Here is a 19,691-nt window from a genome sequence, read left to right on the forward strand (position 1 = left end):
GGTCGCGACCGGTCGCGACCGCCGACCTCAGAGCTGCACCTGAGCCAGGATCGGTGGGCTCGGCGCCGCGGACCCGCCGCGCGGTTCGATCGTCACCGCCACCACGTCGGCGGTGTCGATCCGGTCGATGAGCGCGGGAGCCGCCGAACCCGTACCCGGCACCAGCCCGGCCGACACCGGCGCCGCGTTCTGCCCGCCGACCAGCCACAGCTGATAGGTCCGGTCGTCGGGCAGCGGCGTGCTCCGGTCCCGCAGGACGGCCACCGCCTGGTTACGGCTACGCGAGGCCACCACCGACATCGATCCGTTGTCACCGGAGAGCCGGGTGACGGTCAGCGTCGCGTCGGGTGCCTGCAGCACGTCCAGAACGTCCTGATCGGCGCTCACCTCCGGTGCCGGTGACGGCGCGAGTTGCCGCCCGATCAGCACCCCCGCGCCCAGGGCGACGACGACGGCGACGGCCGCCGCGGACAGGGTCATCGCGATCCGGCGCCGCCGGGCGCGACGCGCGTCGAGGTCGGTCACCTCCGCGATCCCGGTCGTCTCGGTGTCGGTGGCCCCGGTCGAGGCCGGGCGTTCCGGCGCCGACCCGGGAGTGCCGGGGGCCGCCGAATCGGTGGTGGCGGACTCGGTGTCGGAATCGGCGGCGGTGTCGGCATCGAAGACGTGGGCCAGCACCGCCGCACGCAGCTCCAGTGGTGCGGCGAGGGCGTAGCTGCTCGCGAAATCGGCCATGGTGGTGTGGATTTCGGTGATCCGGCCGTCGTAGATGGTGCGCTCGAGCGGTGTCAGGCCGGCGTATTCGGTGTCGAATCGTGCGTTCTCGTCGGGACGCAACGCCGAGATGGCGAAGAGTTCGACGTGATCGTCGAGCCAGTCGGTGTCAGCCATGACCATGTCCTCGTACGCAATCGCGCAGTCGTCGCAGTCCGTCACGGATCCGCGATTTGATGGTGGGCAACGGGGTGTCGGTCTCTCTCGCCACCTCGGGATAGGTCATCCCGTTGAAATACGACATCTCGATGCTGGAGCGCTGCAGGGCGGTCAGATCGTCGAGGCAGGTGCGCAGCGTGCGGGTTTCCTCGCGGTCGACGACGACCTCGAGTGGCAGGGGCTCGGACACCGTCGCCTGCGCCACACCCGCCTCGGTACTCCGTCGGCGTTGCAACTCCTCGGAGCGGACCCGATCGATGGCCCGGCGGTGCGCGATCGTCATCATCCAGGTGATCACCGACCCGCGGTCGGGCCGGTAGGTGGGGGCCTGCTGCCAGTACTGCAGATACGCCTCCTGCACCACCTCCTCGGCGTAGTTGGCGTCGCGGATCACCCGCAACACCAGCCCGTAGATCCGCGGATTGGTCAGGTCATAGAGGTGGGTGAAGGCTTCCCGATCCCCGGAGGCCGTCGCGGCGAGCAGATCCCGCATCGACAGTTCGGCGTCATCGGTACCCGGGGTCACCGGTCCACCGTAACCACGTCGAGGCGGCGGCGCCCCCGAAACCGATCGGGCGGGCGTCACCGACTCGTCGATCGTCGATACAGCAGCAGCGACACCGGCACACAGATCGCGAGGATCACCACGCTCGCACCGATCGAATACGCCATCGCGTGATCGGCCACCCAGCCGGTGGGCGGCGGGAAGTCCGGTGGTGCGGTGTTGCCGAACTTGTCGCGGGCCATCGTGGCCACCGCGGTCACCGGATTCCACTCGGCGATCGTCCGCAGCGGGCCGGGCAGGCTCTGCGCGGAGATGAAGGCGCTCGAGAGGAAGGTCACCGGGAACATCCACAGGAATCCGATGCTCTGTGCCACTTCCACATTGGGCGCCGCCAGGCCGCTGACCGCACCCACCCAGGCCATCGCCAACGCGAACAGCGCGATCACCGCGAACGCGATCACCGCGTCGCCGACGCTGCCGCGGATCCGCCAGCCGATGGCCAGTCCGCTCGCGACCATCACGGCGACGCCGAGCGCTCCGAGCAGCATGTCCGATCCCACCCGAGCGGCGATGACCCCGATCCGCGACATGGGCAGCGAGCGCAGCCGGTCGACGATGCCCGCGGACATGTCACCGGCGAGGCCGACGGTGGTGAACGCGGCATTGAACACCACGGTCTGGGCGAAGATCCCGGCCATCAGGAATTCGCGGTAGGGCGCACCGCCGAGGGTGGCACCGAAGACGTAGGCGAACAGCACCACGAACATCAGCGGCTGCACGGTGGCACTGAGCAGCAGAGTGGGGATTCGTTTGACGGTGAGCAGGTTTCGCTCCACCAGGACTGCGGTGTCAGCGAACATTGCTGAGCTCCCTTCGATCGGCGGTCAGTCGGAGGAACACGTCGTCGAGGGTCGGGGTGGCGACGACGGCGTCGACGATTTCGACGCCGATCTCGTTGCACACCTGCACCGCGGACACGGCGCTGCGGGTGCCGTCGGCCACCGGAACCGACCAGTGTGTCTCGTCGACGCGTTCGGGCATACCCAGGCCGATCTCGGCCAGGGTGGTCGCGATGATCTCGGTGGTGCCGTCGATCTCGGTGGCGCCGGCCGCGCCGCGCACGTGCCGCGGCGCCACCTCGACGGTGAGGATCGCACTCGCCGCGGTCTCCTTGAGTTCGGCGGCCGAACCCTGCGCGCAGATCCGGCCGTGGTCGATCACGGTGATCTCGTCGGCGAGTTCGTCGGCCTCCTCGAGGTACTGGGTGGTCAGCAGCACCGTGGTGCCGGTGGCCACCTGCTCGGCGATCACCTCCCAGATCTGGCGCCGGCCGCGAGGATCGAGGCCGGTGGTCGGTTCGTCGAGGATGATCAGTTGCGGGTCGTTGATCAGTGCGCCGGCCAGATCGAGGCGCCGGCGCATGCCGCCGGAGTAGGTGCGCATCGGGCGGTCGGCGGCGGCCGTCAGGTCCAGTTGCTCGATCATGGCCCGGGCGCGGTCACGCGCCTCCCGGCGCGGATGACCATAGAGTTGCGCCACCAGCCGGAGATTCTCGAAGCCGGTCAGGGTGGGGTCGACGGCGGCGTACTGGCCGGACACCCCGATCACGGCGCGCACGGCGTCGGGGTCGGCGAGCGCGTCGATCCCACACACCGTGACGCTGCCCTCGTCGGGACGCATCAACGTCGCCACGGCGCGCACCGTCGTGGTCTTGCCCGCCCCGTTGGGTCCGAGCAGGGCGTGTACGGTCCCGGACCCGACCTGCAGATCGAGTCCGTCCAGTGCGCGCACCGACTGCCGGGAACCGAACGATCCGGAGCCGAATGTCTTTGTCACACCCCGTAGTTCGAGGGCATCGGTAGTCGAGTCGGCGGCCGCAGCTGCGGCCGTGGTCGCGGCTTCGGATGCGGTCATTCGGTGGCGTCCCACGTGGGGTCCTTTCGTCGGGTCTCGGCCGCCTCCATGGCGGCGATCAGGCTTGCCGGGCGCATGTCGCGCCAGTTGTGTTCGACATAGTCCAGGCATTCGTCGTGGCCTGCGGGCCCGAACACCTGCCGCCAGCCGCGGGGTACGGGCGCGAAGTCCGGCCAGAGCGAATGCTGGTTCTCGTGATTGACCAGCACCGCGAAGGTGCCGCTGGTGTCATCGAAGGGATTGGTCATGATCGTCCTTTCTCGCGGATCGCCGGGGTGAACCCGGTGACGTTCTCGCCGAGCAACATTCGTGCGTGGGTGCAGTCCAGAGAGATCTCGGTGACCGGCCCCCGCAGGGTGTCGCGCCAGCCGTGCAGCGCCGACGGCCCGGGTGGTACGTCGCGCGTCGCGGTCACGAACACCGCGTCGCCGTCATACGGACGGGGATGCCAGTCCTCGGCGAGCCGGGACGCCGACACGAACGTCTCGTGCACCCGGCTGAACTCGTCGAAGTCCAGCGAGGCCAACGGGCCACCCGCGCCCCTCAGGGTTTCCCACGCCTGCCGCGGCGTCGGGTCGGTGTGTTCGCCGGGAACGGTGATCCCGAACTCGGCCATCAGCGCACCGATGTCGGGGGTGGTGTCCAGGTCGGGGCGCTCGGCGACGATGAACGAGTCGAGGATCATCAACTGACCCAACGATTCTCCGGCGTCGGTCAGTGCCACCGCCATCTCCTGCGCGATCAGGCCGCCGAGCGACCACCCCAGCAGGTGATAGGGGCCGTGGGGCTGGATGCGCCGGATCTGCTCGACGTAGTGGGCGGCCAGCTCGTCCAGTGCCTGTGGTGCCGGAGCGCCCGACAGGCCGGGATGCTGCAGACCGTAGACCTCGCGGTCGGTGGGCACGTGGGGAAGCAGCGAACCGAAGCTCCAGGACAGCCCGATCGCCGGGTGCACGACGAACAGCGGGGCCGCGCCGGTGGGGTGCGGTGTGCGCCGCAGCCCGAGCACCGTGGCCAGCGCGCCGGCCTGGTGGGCCGCCGGGTCGGTGCCGGCGCCGTCGTCGATCACGGCGGCGAGTGCGGCCGGGGTCGGATTGGCGAACAGGTCGTTGACGCGTAGGTCCGAGCCGGTCCGGGTGGACAGCGTCGCGGCGACCTCGGTGGCCGACAACGAGTTTCCGCCGAGGTCGAAGAAGCCGTCGTCGGCGTGCACCTCCTCGGAGCTCAGGCCCAGTACCTCGGTGAAGACCGCGGCGATCAGGGCCTCGGTGCCCGCCCGCGGGGCCCGGCCGGAGCGCGCGCCACGACTGGGGTCGGGCAGCGCGGACCGATCGAGTTTGCCCACCGGGGTCAGCGGGATCTCGTCGAGGACGGTGATGGCGGCCGGGATCATGTGCCGCGGAAGGCGGCGAGCGAGGTGCCGGGCGAGGCGCTCGGTGTCGATCGTCGCGTTCGGCGCCGCCTTCACATAGGCCACGAGGGAGGTGCCGTGATCGTCGTCGCGCACCGTCGTCACCGCGAAATCGACTGCGGTGCATTCGCTGAGGGCGTCGTCGATCTCGCCGAGCTCGATACGGAAACCGCGCACCTGGACCTGGTTGTCGGCGCGTGCGACGTACCGGAGGCGTCCGGTGTCGTCACGTCGCACCAGATCGCCGGTGCGATACATCCGGGCGCCCGCGCTCTGCGGCCCGGTGACCATCGGTGCGGCGACGAATCGGCCGGAGGTCAGGCCGGGCCGACGGTGATAGCCGCGCGTCACCTGATCGCCGAGGAGGTAGAGCTCACCGGTGACGCCCGCCGGGACCGGATGCAACCGCGCGTCCAGCACCAACGCCCCCACACCGTTGTTGGGTGTGCCGATGGTCAGATCGGTGGTGGCGTCCAGGGGTTGGCTGCCGGTGGTGATGATCGTGGTCTCGGTGGGACCGTAGACGTTGCGCAGTGTGCGTCCCGGCGCCCACTGCCGGACAAGTTCCGTTCCGTAGGCCTCGCCGCCGATCGCCAACTGCGTCAGCCTCGGTACCTCGGCGGGATCCATACTCGCGACCGCCGCGGGGGTGATGAACGCGTGGGTGACCCGATGGCGGGAGATGAAGTCGGACAGCGCCGTCCCACCGAAGACATCGGGCGGCACGATCGCCAGCGCCGACGCCCCGGCGGCGGCCAGCAGGAACTCCAGCACCGACGCATCGAAGCTCGGCGACGCGAAATGCAGGACGCGGGAACTGCTGTCGGGACTCATCTGTGTGCGCAGCTCGTCGTGCACGGCACGCAGGCCCGAGTGCGGTACCAGCACACCCTTGGGGCGTCCGGTGGAGCCGGAGGTGTAGATGACGTAGGCGAGGGCGTCGTTGCGGCGCACCGGGATTCGTTCGGTGTCGCTGATCGCACGCGGTGAGGAGTGGCCGAGCCGCGAGCGTGTCGAGGGTGCGTCGAGGATCACCGTGGGCACCGCGGTGTCGAGTCGATCGGCGACCGCGGTGGTCGTCACGACCAGTTGCGCGCCGGAATCGGCGAGCATGTGCGCGATCCGATCGGCCGGATAGGTGGGATCGATCGGCACATAGGCCGCCCCGGACCGCACGATCGCCCAGATGGCCACCAGTGCATCGATGGAGCGGGGGATCGCCATCGCGACCACCGATTCGGCGTCCTGATGACCGGTGTTCTCGTGACCGGTGTCCCGATCCCCGATGCCCCGGCCGAGCAGCACCCGCGCGAGCCGGTTGGCCCGGGCGTCGAGGGTGGCGTAGGTGATGAAATCGGGGTCTCCGTCCGGGGTTTCGGCGAGCGCGGCGAGGCCTTCGGGATTGCGGCTCACGGCGTCGTCGAACAACTCCCCGAGGGTCATCGGGGACTGGGCGTCCGGCCCGCGCTGCGGGCTGACCTCGGCGACCTCGAGCGGATCGGTGATCCGGATGTCGCCGACCGGGCGATCCGGGTCGGTGATCATCGCCCGGACGACGCGCAGCAGGCGGATCGCGAGGGTCTCGGCGTCGGCGGCCCGGTATCGGGACGGGTCGAAGGTGACCCCCAGTGACGCCGGCGCGTGTTCGGGGTCCTCGGTGCGGGCCCGACGCAGTCCGGTCGCGGTGAACTGCAGGTCGAACTTCGCCGCCGCCACACCGGCATCCATCACCGACGCGGTCAGGTTCTCCGACAACGGAATCCGTGCCCCGGTGAGTCCCTCGCCGAAGTCGTGGACCGACAATGCCACCTGGAACAGGGGATGACGGCCGGGGGTGCGTTGCGGGTTGAGGGCATCGACCACATCACCGAAGGGTGCGCCGCTGTGATCGAGCGCGTCGAGGTCGTCGTCGCGGGTCCGCGCGAGGACATCGGTGACGGTCTCGGCCGCGCCGAGTTCGGTGCGCAGCGCGAGGGTGTTGACGAACATGCCGACCATCGGTTCACAGTCGAGCGGTGTCCCGCCGTCGGCCGGTCCGGCGCGGTTGGCGGCCGGCGTACCGATCACGAGGTCGTCGCCGGCGCTGAGTCGATGCAGCAGGATCGCCAGTGCCGTGTGCAGCACGGTGAACGGTGTCGTGTCGTGGTGCCGTGCCCAGTCGAGGATGTTGCCGCGCAGCACGTCGTCGATCGCGATGCGGACGTCACCGGAATTGCCGGTGATCTCGTCGGGGCCGGCGTCGCCGAGGCTCGGGGTCACCGTGGTCTCGGGAGGCGAATCCGCCAGTCGCGCGGTCCAATACGACACCTCGGTGTCGGCGACGGTGGCGGCGCGCAGGGCGTAGTCGCGGTAGTCCGACGCGGCCTGCGGCCACGGCTCGGTGCGTCCGGCCAGGCGTTCGGTGTAGGCCTGTGCCAGGTCGGCGGCGATGATCGGCAGTGACGCACCGTCGACGGCGATGTGATGCATCACCAGCAGCAGCACCTGTTCGGCGGGGTCGTCGGTATCGGTGCCGCGGGTGGTGAGCAGGTGTGCCCGGATCGGCGCGGTCGCGGTGGGATCCAGTGGCGTGGTGGCCCGTTCGAGCGTTGCGGCCGCCAGGTCGTCGACGTACTCGGGTCGCAGATCGCCGATCACCTGCGCGGCGTCGTCGAGGACCACACCGATCGGCCGGCCGGCCACCGCGGGGAACACGGTCCGCAAGGTGACATGCCGGGTGACGAGGTCGACGAGGCAACCGCGCAGGATCGCCACATCGAGATCGCCGTCGAGGCGGATGGCCAGCGGGATCAGATACTCCGCCGATTCGGGCTGGGAGCGGGCCAGTGTCCACAAGCCGCGTTGCACGGGTGCCGCCGGAACCTGTTGCGGCCGTGGAGCGGTGGTCACCTGCGGATTCTCGGACCCGGTGACCACCGTGCCGTCGATGGCCTCGGAGGAACCCGCCACCGGGCCGACGAGAGCGGCCAGGTCGGCCACCGTCGGATGGTCGAAGAGGTCACGCACGCGCAGCGGGGTTCCGCTGTGCGCCCGGTTGAGGCGGCTGATCACGGTGGTCGCCTGCAGCGATGTGCCACCGAGGTCGAAGAAGTCGGCATCGTCGGTGACGCTCGACGCTGTGAGGTCCAGAACCCCGGCCAGGATGGTGGCCACCAGTTCGGTGGCCGTGCGGGCCCGCGGCGGTCGCGCAGTGGCTTCCGCGGTGCCGGCCTCCTCGACGCCGGCCTGCGCCGCGGTGGGAAGCGCCGCGCGGTCGAGTTTCCCGTTCGGTGTCAGTGGGACGTCGTCGAGCATGATGACCGCCGACGGCACCATCGGCGTGGGCAGCCGACGACTCACGAATCCGCGGAGTTGTTCGGCGGTGGGCGCATTCTCGCCGCGTAGCCGGACGTAGCCGACGACGGTGGCCTGCGCTCCGGTGCCGGAGACGGCGGCGGCGGCGAAGTCGACCTCCGGGTGGGCGCCGAGCGCGGCGGACACCTCGTCGAGTTCGATGCGGAAACCCCGCACCTTGACCTGATTGTCGCCGCGCCCGTGGAAGATCAGCGCGCCGTCCGCTCGGCGGTGTACCACGTCACCGGTCCGGTACATGACGCCACCGACCGCACCGGGGGCCGCGACGAAACGAGAAGCGGTCAGAGCGGGCCGAGACAGATAGCCGCGGGCGACGCCGGGCGAGGCGAGATACAACTCGCCGGGCACGTGATCGGGTACCGGGCGCAGACGGTGGTCGAGCACGAGCGCACGACATCCGGGAATCGGTGCGCCGATGGTGATCTCGTCGTCGACCAACAGCGGCTGCGACATGGTGGCGACGATGGTGGTCTCCGTCGGGCCGTAGCAGTTGAGCAACCGGTGATCGGCCGACCACCGCGACACCAGTTCGGCCGGAACGGTTTCGCCGCCGACCGCGAGCGCCTCCAGCGCCGGCAACTCCCGGTACTCGGCGGTGGCCAGGGCGGCGGGGGTGACGAAGGCGTGGGTGACCTCGGTGGCCGCGATGAACTCGATGAGTTCGTCCCCACCCACGATGTCGGAGGGGGTGATCACCATCGTCGCGCCCGCCGTGAACGCGAGCAGGAACTCCAGCATCGAGGCGTCGAAGGCCGGGGAGGCGAAGTGCAGGGTGCGATGCCCCGGGTGCACGCCGTGACGCCGGCGCTGCGCATCGGCAAAGGCGGCGATACCGGCGTGGGACACACTGACGCCCTTGGGTTCTCCGGTGGATCCGGAGGTGTAGATGACATACGCCAGCGAGTCCGGGTGGCGTCGGTCGCGAGGTGGCACGGTGATGGAGTCGACCGGCCACGAGTTCAGTGCGTCGGTGTCGACCCACCACACGAGGTGCGGGAGGGCCGGGATGCGATCACCGGCGGTGATGCCGGCCAGCGCGCCGGAGTCGGCGAGCATGTGCGCGATCCGGTCCGCCGGATGGCGGACGTCGATGGGCAGGACGACGGCACCGGCGAGGGTGATGGCCCAGGTGGCCAGTACCGAGTCGAGGGAACGAGGCAGGGCCACCGCGACCACGTCCTCCTCGCCGATACCGAGGTGGGACAGGTGACCCGCCCAGATCTGGGCGCGAGATGCCAACTCCCGGTAAGTGAGTGCGCGTTCCCCGTCGATCACCGCGACCTGATCGGGGTGGGCGGCGGCGGTCTCGTCGAGCAGATCGGCGAGATGGCGTGCGGTGGTCGCGTCGGTCGTCCTGTCGTCACGGACGGTGTCGTCGTGAGTGACCAGGTCGACTTCGTTGATGGCCCGATCGGCGTCGTCGACGCTCGCCCGTGCCATCGTCACCAGGTCGTCGGCGAACGCCCGCACCCGGTCGGCGCCGAAGACGGCGGTCGCGTAGGTGATCTCGAGTTCGTCGCCGCGGGCCCGGATCTCCAGGTCGAACCGCGCCGCACCGGTGTCGAGGGCCTCCGGGGTCACCGTGATGCCATCGAGGGTGGGCACCGGCAGTGCGGCGACCCCGTCGGATGCGGTGGCATCGGCGGCCAACGCGATGGAAAACAGTGGGTGACGTGCGGTGCGGGGCGGATTGAGCAACCCCACCAGGTGTTCGAAGGGCATGTCGGAGTGGGCGAGTGCCGCGAGGTCGCGGGTGCGGACGTCGTTGAGCAGTTCCCGGAATCCGGACCGGCCGTCCACCGGGGTGCGCAGCACCACGGAGTTGACGAACATGCCGACCGTCGCGGCCAGTCGCGGATCGTTGCGTCCGGAGACCGGGGTGCCGATGACGATGTCGGAGGTCGCACCGTCGAGGTGGACGGCGGCGTGGGAGTCGTGCCGGTGCAGGGTGGCGGCCAGAAGTGCGTGCAGCACCGTGAATTCCGTGATGTGACCGTCGCCCAGTCGCTGCAGGCGGCTTCGCAGGGTGCGGTCGAACGGCACGCGGACCACGGCACCGGCGAAGTCGGTGCCGTTCGCCTCGGCGGCATCGGACCGGGTCACGTCGGGACGGAGAGTCGGGGTGTGGTCGAGGTCGGCAAGGGTGTCGCGCCACCAGTCGGTGAGTTGGGCCAGTCGGGTGTCCCGGTCGTCGATGCGGTGCGCGGAGAGTGCCACGCCCGCATCGACGCCGAGACGCTCGGCCTGCCACCGCAGATGGTCGCGGTAGCTGACCGGCAGGGGCGCGGGCGACGGTGATCGACCGTCGCGCAGCCGCCCGTAGGCGCTCGCGATGTCCTTCGCGAGGGGCGCCATGGACCAACCGTCGGCGGCGATGTGATGCACCACGACGGTGAGTTTGTGATGGTCGGGATCTCCCGAGATCCGGTGCAGTGCAGCGCGGAACGGGCTCTGGCGGGTCAGATCGAACGGCCGGCGCGCCAGTTCGGTGGCCTCGTGGTGCCAGCGGGGTGCCTCCACGGGTTCCGGCGTCAGCGCAGGTGCCGCCTCGTCCACCGACACCACGACCATCTCGGGTCGTCCGTCGTTCTCGGGGTAGATGGTGCGCAGTGGTTCGTGACGATCCACCGCCCAGCGCACCGCACCCTCGAGCGAGGCCACATCCAGCGGGCCGACGAGATCGAGTGCGAATGCGATCGAGTACGACGCCGGGTTGTCCGAGGAGTCGGGGGCGTCGGCGGCCAGCCGGTTGAGGAACCACAGTTGCTGCTGTGCGGGACCCGGGACGACCGGGGTGTCGAGTCCGACCGGGATGGTCAGCGGAACGTCGTCGGTGTCGATGGCCGCGTCGGTGGTGCTGCCGGTGGTGCTGCTGTCGATGGTGCTGCCATCGTCACCGGCCAGGCGGGCGAGCCCGGTGACGGTGGGATGGTCGAAGACGTCGCGGACGTCGATGCGCCGTCCCCCGAGGTGTTCGAGGGTGCCCACGATCTGGGTGGCGAGCAACGAGTTGCCGCCGAGGTCGAAGAAGTCGGAGTCCCGGCCGACGGTGGCCGGGTCGAGACCCAGTCGATCGGCGATCAGGTCGGCGACGGCACGTTCGGTGTCGGTGGCCGGCGGTTGGCTGGTGGCATCGACGCCGGCGGTGCCCAGCGTGAGGTGCTCGATCGCCGCCGGATCGGTGAGTGCGCGGCGGTCGATTTTACCCATCGGTGTCGTCGGGATCCGGCTCACCGCAACGATGTTGGCGGGAACCATATGCGACGGGAGCCGGTCGGACAGCTGTGTGCGCAGCGTCCGCAGGGTTGCCGAGGTGTCGGTGACGTCGCCGGCGAGGGTCACGTGGGAGGTGAGACGGGCGTGTTCGTTCTCCCCGTCGACCACGGTCACGGCCGCGGTGACCGCGGGGTCGGCGCTCAGCGCGGCGTCGATCTCGCCGAGTTCGATGCGATGTCCGCGGACCTTGGCCTGCGAATCGGCGCGACCCCGGAACTCGAGTTCGTGGTCGCCGGTCCAGCGCACGAGGTCGCCGGTGCGATACATCCGGTCACCGGGGGACCCATACGGGTTGGCGATGAACCGCTTCGAGGTGAGGGGCCGGATGCCGTGATAGCCACGTGCGAGGTGATCGCCGGCGATGTAGAGCTCACCGACGGTGCCCGGCGCGACGGGGCACAGCCGTTCGTCGAGGACCATGGCCTCGATACCGCGGATCGGCCGGCCGATGGTGAGCGGACTGTTGGGCAGGATCTCCGACGAGACGGTGGCGACCACCGTGGTCTCGGTGGGGCCGTAGGCGTTGAACAGTGCCGGTCCGCGCGACCAGTCCTGCACCGCTTCAGGGTTGGGATGTTCGCCGCCGATCACCAGGGCACGCAGACCCGGGACGTCGTCGGGGGACATGGTGGTGAGCAGTGAGGGGGTGAGGAAGGCGTGGGTGATGCCGCGCTCGTTCATCAGCTCGGCGAGCTCACGCCCACCGACGGTGCCGGGGGGTGCGATGTGCATGGTGGCGGCCGCCGAGATGGCCATCACCATCTCCAGGACGGAGGCGTCGAAGCTCGGGGAGGCCAGGTGCAGGGTCCGCGCCTGCGGACTGAGTCCGAAGTGGGAAACCTGGTGTGCGGCAAAGTCGGCGAGCCCACGGTGGTTGACCACGACACCCTTGGGTGTGCCGGTGGTTCCGGAGGTGTAGATCAGGTAGGCGGGCTGATCCACCGACAGTGGCGCGGTGAGTTCGTGATCGCCCACCGGACCGGTCGCGGATGCCGCGGTCTCGCGCGTGTCGTCGACGGTGAGGATCGGCCGGGTCCCGGCCGCCTCGGCGACGGCAGACCGCGCGGCCGCATCGGTGACGAGCAGGATCGCATCGGAGTCGCCGAGCATGAAGGAGATGCGCGCCGCGGGATACGAGGGGTCGACGGGCACCCAGGCCGCGCCGGTGCGGGCGACTGCCCACACCGCGGTGATCCAGTTGACGCCGCGCGACAGTGCCACCGCCACAAAGCGTTCCGGTCCGGCCCCGCGCCGCAGCAGTTCCCGGGCCAACACATTGGCGCGGCGATCGAGTTCGCGGTAGGTCAGTGCGGTGTCGGAGTCGCTGACGGCGATGCGATCGGGTTCGGCGCGCACCGCGTCGGCCAGCAGGGTGGTGAGGTGTTCGACCGGGCGGGCGGCGTCCCCGACCGCCGGGACCAGTCCCAGGCGTTCGGTGGGATCGAGCACCATGATGTCGCCGATCGGGGTGGCCGGTGCGTCGATCACGGCGTCGGTGATGCGGCGCAACCGTGCGAGCATCGCCTGTGCGGTCGACTCGTCGAAAAGGTCGGTGGCGTAACCGAGTTCGGCCGAGAGGCCGCCCGGTGCGCCGGCGGGATCGCGGTGTTCGGTGAAGGTGAACGACAGGTCGAACTTGGCGAGTCCGGTGTCGACGCGCGATGCGGTGGCCGACAGGCCGGCGAAGTCCAGATCGACCGCGCCGCCGCTGTCGCGGGCGCCGACCATCGGGTCCTCGAGCGCGATCGACACCGCGAAGAACGGATGGACGCCGGTCGTGCGGGCCGGGTTCAGTTCCGACACCATCCGGTCGAACGGCAGTGCGGCGTGGTCGAAGGCGTCGATGTCCACCTCGCGGACCGCGGCGAGCAGCGCGTCGAAGGTCATGTGCTTGTCGACGGTGGTGCGCAACGGGAGGGTGTTGACGAACATGCCGACCAGACCGTCCACGTCGGCATCGCCGCGACCGGACACCGGGGTGCCGACGATCAGATCGGACTGGGTGGACACGGTGCGCAGCAGGGTCGCGACGATCGCGTGGATCGTCATGAACACGCTCGCGCCGCGCTCATCGGCGACACGGCACAGCGCCGCATGGGTGGCCGCCGGAAGGGTGGCGGTCGTCGTCGTGCCACGCAGGGCGGCCGAGCGGGGGCGGGGCCGATCGACGGGGAGTTCGGTCTCGGCCGGTGCGCCGTCGAGGGCATCGGTCCAGAAGCGCAGGTCGGCGGCACCGTCATCGGAGTCCAGGGCGGCGTGCCGGGCGGCACTGATTTGCGAGTAGGTCACCGGCAGGGGCGTCCAGTGTGGTGCGTTCCCGGCGCAGCGGCTGCGATAGGCGGTGGCCAGGTCGTCGGCGAGTGGGCCGAGTGACCATCCGTCGGCGGCGATGTGGTGGACCACCACGGTGAGCCGGTGATCGCCGTCGGCGATGCGCAGGAGACGAGCCCGAATCGGGATCTCGCGCTCCAGATCGAAAGGCAGCCCGGCGAACTCGACGTCGGAGCTCTCCTCGGCGACGTCGGCGACCGAGAGGGGTGTGGCGACCTCGGCCGGATCGAGCACCTCGATGTAGGCCGTGCCGGACTCCTCGCGGACGGTGCTGTGCAACGGTTCGTGCCGGGCGATCACGTCGCCCAGCGCGGCGTGCAGGGCGGGCACGTCGAGATCGCCGACGAGGCGGACGGTGAACGGGATGTGGTAGCTCGCGGTGGCACCGGAGGCGAGCTTGCTCGCCAACCACAGGCGATGCTGGGCGGGGGACAGCGGCACCGGGCCCTGGGTCTGCGTGTCCTCGTCCCGGGTGTGCTCGTGGCCGCGAGCACCTCCGGCTTCGGTGACGTGGGCGGCGATAGCAGCGAGGTCGCCGGCGTCGAAGATGTCACGAATGCCGATGCGGTGACCGGTGGTACGGGACAGCCGTGCCGATACGCGGGTCGCCGACAGCGAGTTACCGCCCAGATCGAAGAAGTTGTGCGACATGGACACCGAGTCACGGCCGAGCACGGCGGCGACGGTGTCGGCGACCAGTTGCTCGGCGGGCCCGGTGGGGGCGAACTGCGCGGTGAATGCGTCGGTGGTGATCTGCGGTGCGGGGAGTGCGCGCCGATCGAGTTTGCCGTTGGCGTTCACCGGTAACGTGTCCAGCACGACGATCGCCGTCGGGATCATGTGGTCGGGCAACCGGTCGCGCAGCATCGACCGCAGGTCCTGATCATGCAGTTCGGTACTGCCACTGACGTATCCGACGATCGACGGTTCACCGTCGACGACGTCGTCGCGGAGCACGGCACCGGACGAGGTGACCCCGTCGATCCGGGCGAGCGCCGCCTCGATCTCACCGAGTTCGACGCGCTGGCCCCGAATCTTGATCTGGGAGTCGCTGCGTCCGAGGTACTCCAGCGATCCGTCGGCGCGGCGCCGCACCAGATCACCGGTGCGGTACAGGCGTGCGCCGTCCGGGCCGGCGACGAACCGCGACGCGGTCAGATCCGGGCGGGCCGCGTACCCGCGGGCGAGTTGCACACCGCCGAGGTACAGCTCGCCGATCGCCCCCGCCGGTTGCGGGTTCAGGCGCCGATCGAGGACCGCGACGGTGGTGTTCCACACCGGTGTGCCGATGGGGATGATATCGGCGTCGGGTGAACAGAAGTCGTGGTGGGTGACGTCGATGGCGGCCTCGGTAGGGCCGTAGAGGTTGTGGATCGGCGCGCCGGACAGGCGGGCGGTGGCCGCGACGGTCGCAGGGGTGAGCGCTTCGCCACTGGTGATGATCCGGCGCAGGCTCGACAGGCTCTCGTCGTCGGTCCTCTCATTGCCGGCCGAACCGAGGGCCTCGGCGAATGCCGCGAGCATCGACGGAACGAAGTGCGTCGTGGTGATCTGTGCATCGTCGATGACCTGCTGCAGATACCACGGATCGCGATGACCGTCGGGTGTCGGCAGCACCAGGGTGGCGCCGCTGATCAACGGCCAGAAGAACTCCCAGACCGACACGTCGAAGGTGGCCGGTGTCTTCTGCAGCACCCGATCGTCGGTGCCCAGCGGGTAGGCGTGCTGTGTCCAGCGCAGGCGGTTGACCAGTGCGCGGTGAGAGACGATGACGCCCTTGGGCTTTCCGGTGGATCCGGAGGTGAACAGGACATAGGCCGGGTGATCGGGGCGGGGCCGGGTCACCGCCGCGGGTGCGATCGAGGTGAGGTCCTCGAGGGTCGTGGTGGGGAGATCGCCGTCGACCGGAAGCGGCGTCGAATCCGCAACAATGACCGTGGTCGGGTGCGCGGTGTCGAGGATGTGAGCGAGCCGCTCGGCGGGCTCGTCGGGATTGACCGGCAGGAACGCCGCGCCGGCCCGGATGGTGGCGTGCAGCGCGATGAGCTGATCGATGCCGCGGGCAAGTGCCACCGCGACAACCGATTCCGGCCCGATCCCGCGGGCGGCCAGGCCTGCGGCCGTGGCGTCGGCGCGCTCGGTGAACTGTGCGTAGGTCAGGGTGGTGCCGGTCGTCGCATCGAGGAGCGCCGGGTGATCGGCGAACCGCGCGGCGGCGTCGTCGACGAGGTCGAGCACGGTCTGATCGCCGAGTTCGACGTACTCACCCGTCGACGCCGCGGTGATCGCGGAGCGTTCGTCGGCACCCGGCAGCGCGATGGCGGTGACCGGGCATTGCGGATCGGTGTGTACGAAACGATCGAGGAAGTCGATGAATCGGCGATGATGGGTGGCGATCTCATTGTCGGAGTACAGGTTCGGGTTGGCCTCGAGATCCAGACGCATGCCGCCGGTGAATCCGTCGTAGACGTTGATCGAGGCATCCTCGACCGGTCCGGTCGACAGGACGTTCAATTCGCCACGCAAGGAACCGAAGTCGATGTGCTCGAAGAACAACATCACGTTGACCATCGGGCCGAAGAACCCGCGTCGGCCACCGGTGTTGCCCAGGACGTCGCCGGTGATCTCCTCGTGGCGGAATCGTTGATGCCGCAGGGCGTGCTTGATCTCGGTGTTCGTGGCGCCCATCAACTCCGCCACCGAACGGGGTCCGCCGTCGCCGTGCAATGACACCCGGATCGGCACCACATTGGAGGTCAGGCCCGCCGAGGTGCGCAGGATGTCGGCGTCACGGCAGGCGACCGGCAGCGAGAACATCGCCTCATCGCGGTCGTTGAGCAGGGCGAGGTAGAGAGCGGCCGCGGCGCTGATGACGGAGGCGGGACGCACCCCGTGGGCCGTGCCGGCAGACCTGATCGCAGCAACGAGGGGCTCGGTCAGCTCTGCCGGATGGACGGTGGCCACTCGCGCCGCGGCCGCGGTATGGGAGGTCAGGGAGGTGATCTCGGCGGGCTCGCCGGACGGGTCGTGCAGGACGGCGGCCCAGTGCTCGCGGGCCGCGGCGTACCGGTCGGAGTCACGCCAGGTGCGATCGATCTCGGCGACCTGTGACATCGAGGCGGTGGTCGCCGGAGCGACCGGGACATCGCCCGACAGTGCGGTGTAGTGGGCGGCGACGCGCAGCATCATGTACATCGCGGCGTAGCCGTCGAACGCCAGGTGGTGGCCCCAGCAGTACCAGATGTGGTGCCGCGGCCCGAGCGTCAGCAGATGGGTCTCCAGTAGCGAGTCGGTCATGAGATCGGTCGACCGGGAGCGATGGTCGTCGATCCAGGCCAGGGCCGCCGCCCGCGGATCGGGGTCGGAGGAGAAGTCACGCCGCCCGAGCGGGATCACGCGATCACGATCGACGCGCACCAGCGGCTCGCCGTCCTCGGTGTCGACGAGGGTCAGCAGGCCCGACTCGGTCTCGGCGGCCGTCGCGGCGACCGCGCGGCGCATCACCTCGCCGTCGACCGCATCGTGGAACTCGGCGTATGCGGCCACCGACATGGGGACGTCGGGATCGAGCTGCTGTGCGTAGTAGATGCCGCGCTGCGCTGCGGTCATCGGGATGGTCTCGGCAGTCTCGATCGTGTCGGTGATCAAGTCGTCGATACTCACAGGGGAGCCTCCTGATGGTGGACGGGAGTCTCTGGTGGACGATCCCGGGACGGCCGATTGCTTCAGCCATGCCCGATGTGTGACTCGCGCGGTGCTTCGTCCGGGGGATGGCGGCAGATGGGTGAGACTTGAGAAAAATTTCGTCTCGGCCACGGATTTGGTTCCCACCTGCGGTTTCACCTACACTTGACGGGTTGCCCGCAGCACGCATGTGCCGCGAATCGGCTCACGAACCCACTGGGAGGTCCCGCGAAAGCGGAAAAGCCCAGGCAGGCGTGTGTCCGGTGGTGACAGACCGTGTGCGTCGGGTCGGAAATCCGGCGGACATAACCATCCAGGTCAAGGAGAGAATCGAGTGATTCAGCAGGAGTCTCGCCTGCGGGTCGCCGACAACACCGGTGCCAAGGAGATCTTGTGCATCCGTGTGCTCGGCGGTTCGTCGCGGCGCTACGCCGGCATCGGTGACGTCATCGTCGCCACTGTCAAGGACGCCATCCCCGGCGGCAACGTCAAAAAGGGTGAGGTCGTCAAGGCCGTCATCGTGCGCACCACCAAGGAGCGCCGTCGCCAGGACGGAAGCTACATCCGTTTCGACGAGAACGCTGCCGTCATCCTCAAGGGTGAGAGCGATCCCCGTGGAACCCGCATCTTCGGCCCGGTCGGCCGCGAGCTGCGTGAGAAGAAGTTCATGAAAATCGTGTCGCTGGCACCGGAGGTGATCTGACATGAAGGTGCACAAGGGTGACACCGTGATCGTCATCTCGGGCAAGGACAAGGGCGCCAAGGGCAAGGTCATCCAGGCCTTCCCGAAGGACGAGCGTGTTCTGGTCGAGGGCGTCAATCGCATCAAGAAGCACACCGCAGCCTCGGCCGGCGAGCGTGGCGCCTCCTCGGGCGGCATCGTGACCCAGGAGGCCCCCATCCACGTGTCGAACGTGATGGTCGTGGACTCCGACGGCAACCCGACCCGCGTCGGATACCGCGTCGACGAAGAGACCGGCAAGAAGGTCCGGATCTCGCGCAAGACCGGGAAGGACATCTGATCATGACCACAACTGAGAAGGTCCAGCCTCGGCTCAAGCAGCGCTACCGCGCCGAGATCAAGGACGCACTGAACAGCGAGTTCGACTACGCCAACGTGATGCAGATCCCGGGCGTCGTCAAGGTCGTCGTCAACATGGGTGTCGGTGACGCCGCCCGCGACGCCAAGCTGATCAACGGCGCGGTCGCCGACCTCGCCCTGATCACCGGCCAGAAGCCGGAGATCCGTCGTGCTCGTAAGTCCATCGCGCAGTTCAAGCTGCGTGAGGGCATGCCGATCGGCGCGCGCGTCACGCTGCGCGGCGACCGCATGTGGGAGTTCCTCGATCGTCTCGTGTCGATCGCACTTCCCCGTATCCGCGACTTCCGTGGTCTGAGCGACCGCCAGTTCGACGGCAACGGCAACTACACCTTCGGTCTCAACGAGCAGTCGATGTTCCACGAGATCAACATCGACAACATCGACCGGCCGCGCGGCATGGACATCACCGTCGTCACCTCGGCCACCAACGACGAGGAAGGCCGCGCGCTGCTGCGCCACCTGGGCTTCCCGTTCAAGGACAACAACGCGAAGGACAACTGAGATGGCCAAGAAGGCTCTGATCAACAAGGCCAACAAGAAGCCGAAGTTCGCCGTGCGCGCCTACACCCGCTGCAACAAGTGCGGTCGCCCGCACTCGGTGTACCGCAAGTTCGGCCTGTGCCGCGTGTGCCTGCGCGAAATGGCACACGCCGGCGAGCTGCCGGGCGTGCAGAAGTCGAGCTGGTGACTTAAGCCCCCGCTGGTCGAGTAGCCGCGACGAAAAAGCGGCGTATCGAGACCACATTCACAACTGAACACAAGACCCCGTCTCCCACGTGGAGGCGGGGTCTTGTGGGCTTTCACCGAGCTGCTGAAAGTGGGGGAGGAATGTTCCTCCCCCACTTGTCATTTCGTTCTCGGGAAATATCTGGGGGAGGAGCGGAGAGTGGGGGGAGGAAGTTCGCCTCGACATCCGCACGACTCCGGTTCGGGTCAACGGCATCCGACCGGCGCTCACACGTCCACGTTCGGCGTTGCGCGGAACGCTGGGCGGGTCTGCTCAGCGCCTCGAGACGCCACTGCGTTGGGCAGCGTGCCAACCGGTTCCGCCGTAGTCGACGTTCACTGCCGCGCCGTGTCGGTGGAGTTGGGTGGCACTCATGCCTGCCTCACGCGGGCATTCCCGCATGGAAGTCGGGTGGCCGTCCGCTCTTGCGTCACTATGATGACCGTCATAGAAT

Annotated in this window: 10 protein-coding genes; 4 read left to right on the top strand and 6 right to left on the bottom strand. The window is 69.1% G+C overall.

Features of this window, described 5'->3' with window-relative positions; all coding sequences use genetic code 11:
- Window positions 1–27: 27 nt before the first annotated feature.
- The 6 genes from ABLE94_RS15330 to ABLE94_RS15355 all read right to left on the bottom strand — a co-directional run bounded on the left by ABLE94_RS15330 (window position 28) and on the right by ABLE94_RS15355 (window position 17,387).
- Window positions 28–891: an anti-sigma factor gene (locus ABLE94_RS15330; protein WP_348809168.1), complete on the bottom strand. Its 864-nt coding sequence runs from the start codon at window positions 889–891 to the stop codon at window positions 28–30.
- Window positions 884–1,426 carry an ECF RNA polymerase sigma factor SigK gene (gene sigK / locus ABLE94_RS15335; RefSeq protein ID WP_348805643.1) on the bottom strand — a complete coding sequence of 181 codons (543 nt, stop codon included), beginning with the start codon at window positions 1,424–1,426 and terminating at the stop codon, window positions 884–886. The genes ABLE94_RS15330 and sigK overlap by 8 nt, the downstream gene beginning before the upstream one ends.
- 89 nt (window positions 1,427–1,515) lie before the next feature.
- Entirely contained in the window at window positions 1,516–2,298 is a 783-nt protein-coding gene (locus ABLE94_RS15340) for an ABC transporter permease (RefSeq protein ID WP_348805530.1), read from the bottom strand.
- A complete protein-coding gene (locus ABLE94_RS15345; protein ID WP_348809169.1) occupies window positions 2,288–3,352 on the bottom strand; it encodes an ABC transporter ATP-binding protein in 1,065 nt (354 codons plus the stop codon). Before ABLE94_RS15345 ends, ABLE94_RS15340 begins: the two co-directional genes overlap by 11 nt.
- Window positions 3,349–3,600: an MbtH family protein gene (locus ABLE94_RS15350; protein WP_348809170.1), complete on the bottom strand. Its 252-nt coding sequence runs from the start codon at window positions 3,598–3,600 to the stop codon at window positions 3,349–3,351. Before ABLE94_RS15350 ends, ABLE94_RS15345 begins: the two co-directional genes overlap by 4 nt.
- Window positions 3,597–17,387 carry a non-ribosomal peptide synthetase gene (locus ABLE94_RS15355; protein WP_348809171.1) on the bottom strand — a complete coding sequence of 4,597 codons (13,791 nt, stop codon included), beginning with the start codon at window positions 17,385–17,387 and terminating at the stop codon, window positions 3,597–3,599. Before ABLE94_RS15355 ends, ABLE94_RS15350 begins: the two co-directional genes overlap by 4 nt.
- 355 nt (window positions 17,388–17,742) lie before the next feature.
- On the opposite strand from ABLE94_RS15355, the gene rplN reads away from it, so the two are divergent.
- The 4 genes from rplN to ABLE94_RS15375 are packed head-to-tail and all read left to right on the top strand — an operon-like array spanning window position 17,743 to window position 19,198.
- Window positions 17,743–18,111 carry a 50S ribosomal protein L14 gene (gene rplN / locus ABLE94_RS15360; RefSeq protein WP_348809172.1) on the top strand — a complete coding sequence of 123 codons (369 nt, stop codon included), beginning with the start codon at window positions 17,743–17,745 and terminating at the stop codon, window positions 18,109–18,111.
- Window position 18,112: 1 nt separating this feature from the next.
- Window positions 18,113–18,430: a 50S ribosomal protein L24 gene (rplX, locus tag ABLE94_RS15365; RefSeq protein ID WP_348805525.1), complete on the top strand. Its 318-nt coding sequence runs from the start codon at window positions 18,113–18,115 to the stop codon at window positions 18,428–18,430.
- A gap of 2 nt (window positions 18,431–18,432) precedes the next feature.
- Window positions 18,433–19,011, top strand: coding sequence for a 50S ribosomal protein L5 (gene rplE / locus ABLE94_RS15370; protein ID WP_348805524.1), 579 nt, complete (start codon window positions 18,433–18,435; stop codon window positions 19,009–19,011).
- A 1-nt stretch (window position 19,012) separates the two neighbouring features.
- Window positions 19,013–19,198, top strand: a complete 186-nt coding sequence (locus ABLE94_RS15375) for a type Z 30S ribosomal protein S14 (protein WP_006370432.1) — start codon at window positions 19,013–19,015, stop codon at window positions 19,196–19,198.
- The last annotated feature ends 493 nt before the right edge of the window (window positions 19,199–19,691 follow it).

The sequence above is a fragment of the Gordonia sp. VNK1 genome (genome assembly GCF_040049135.1).
Classification (GTDB): Bacteria; Actinomycetota; Actinomycetes; order Mycobacteriales; family Mycobacteriaceae; genus Gordonia; species Gordonia oleivorans.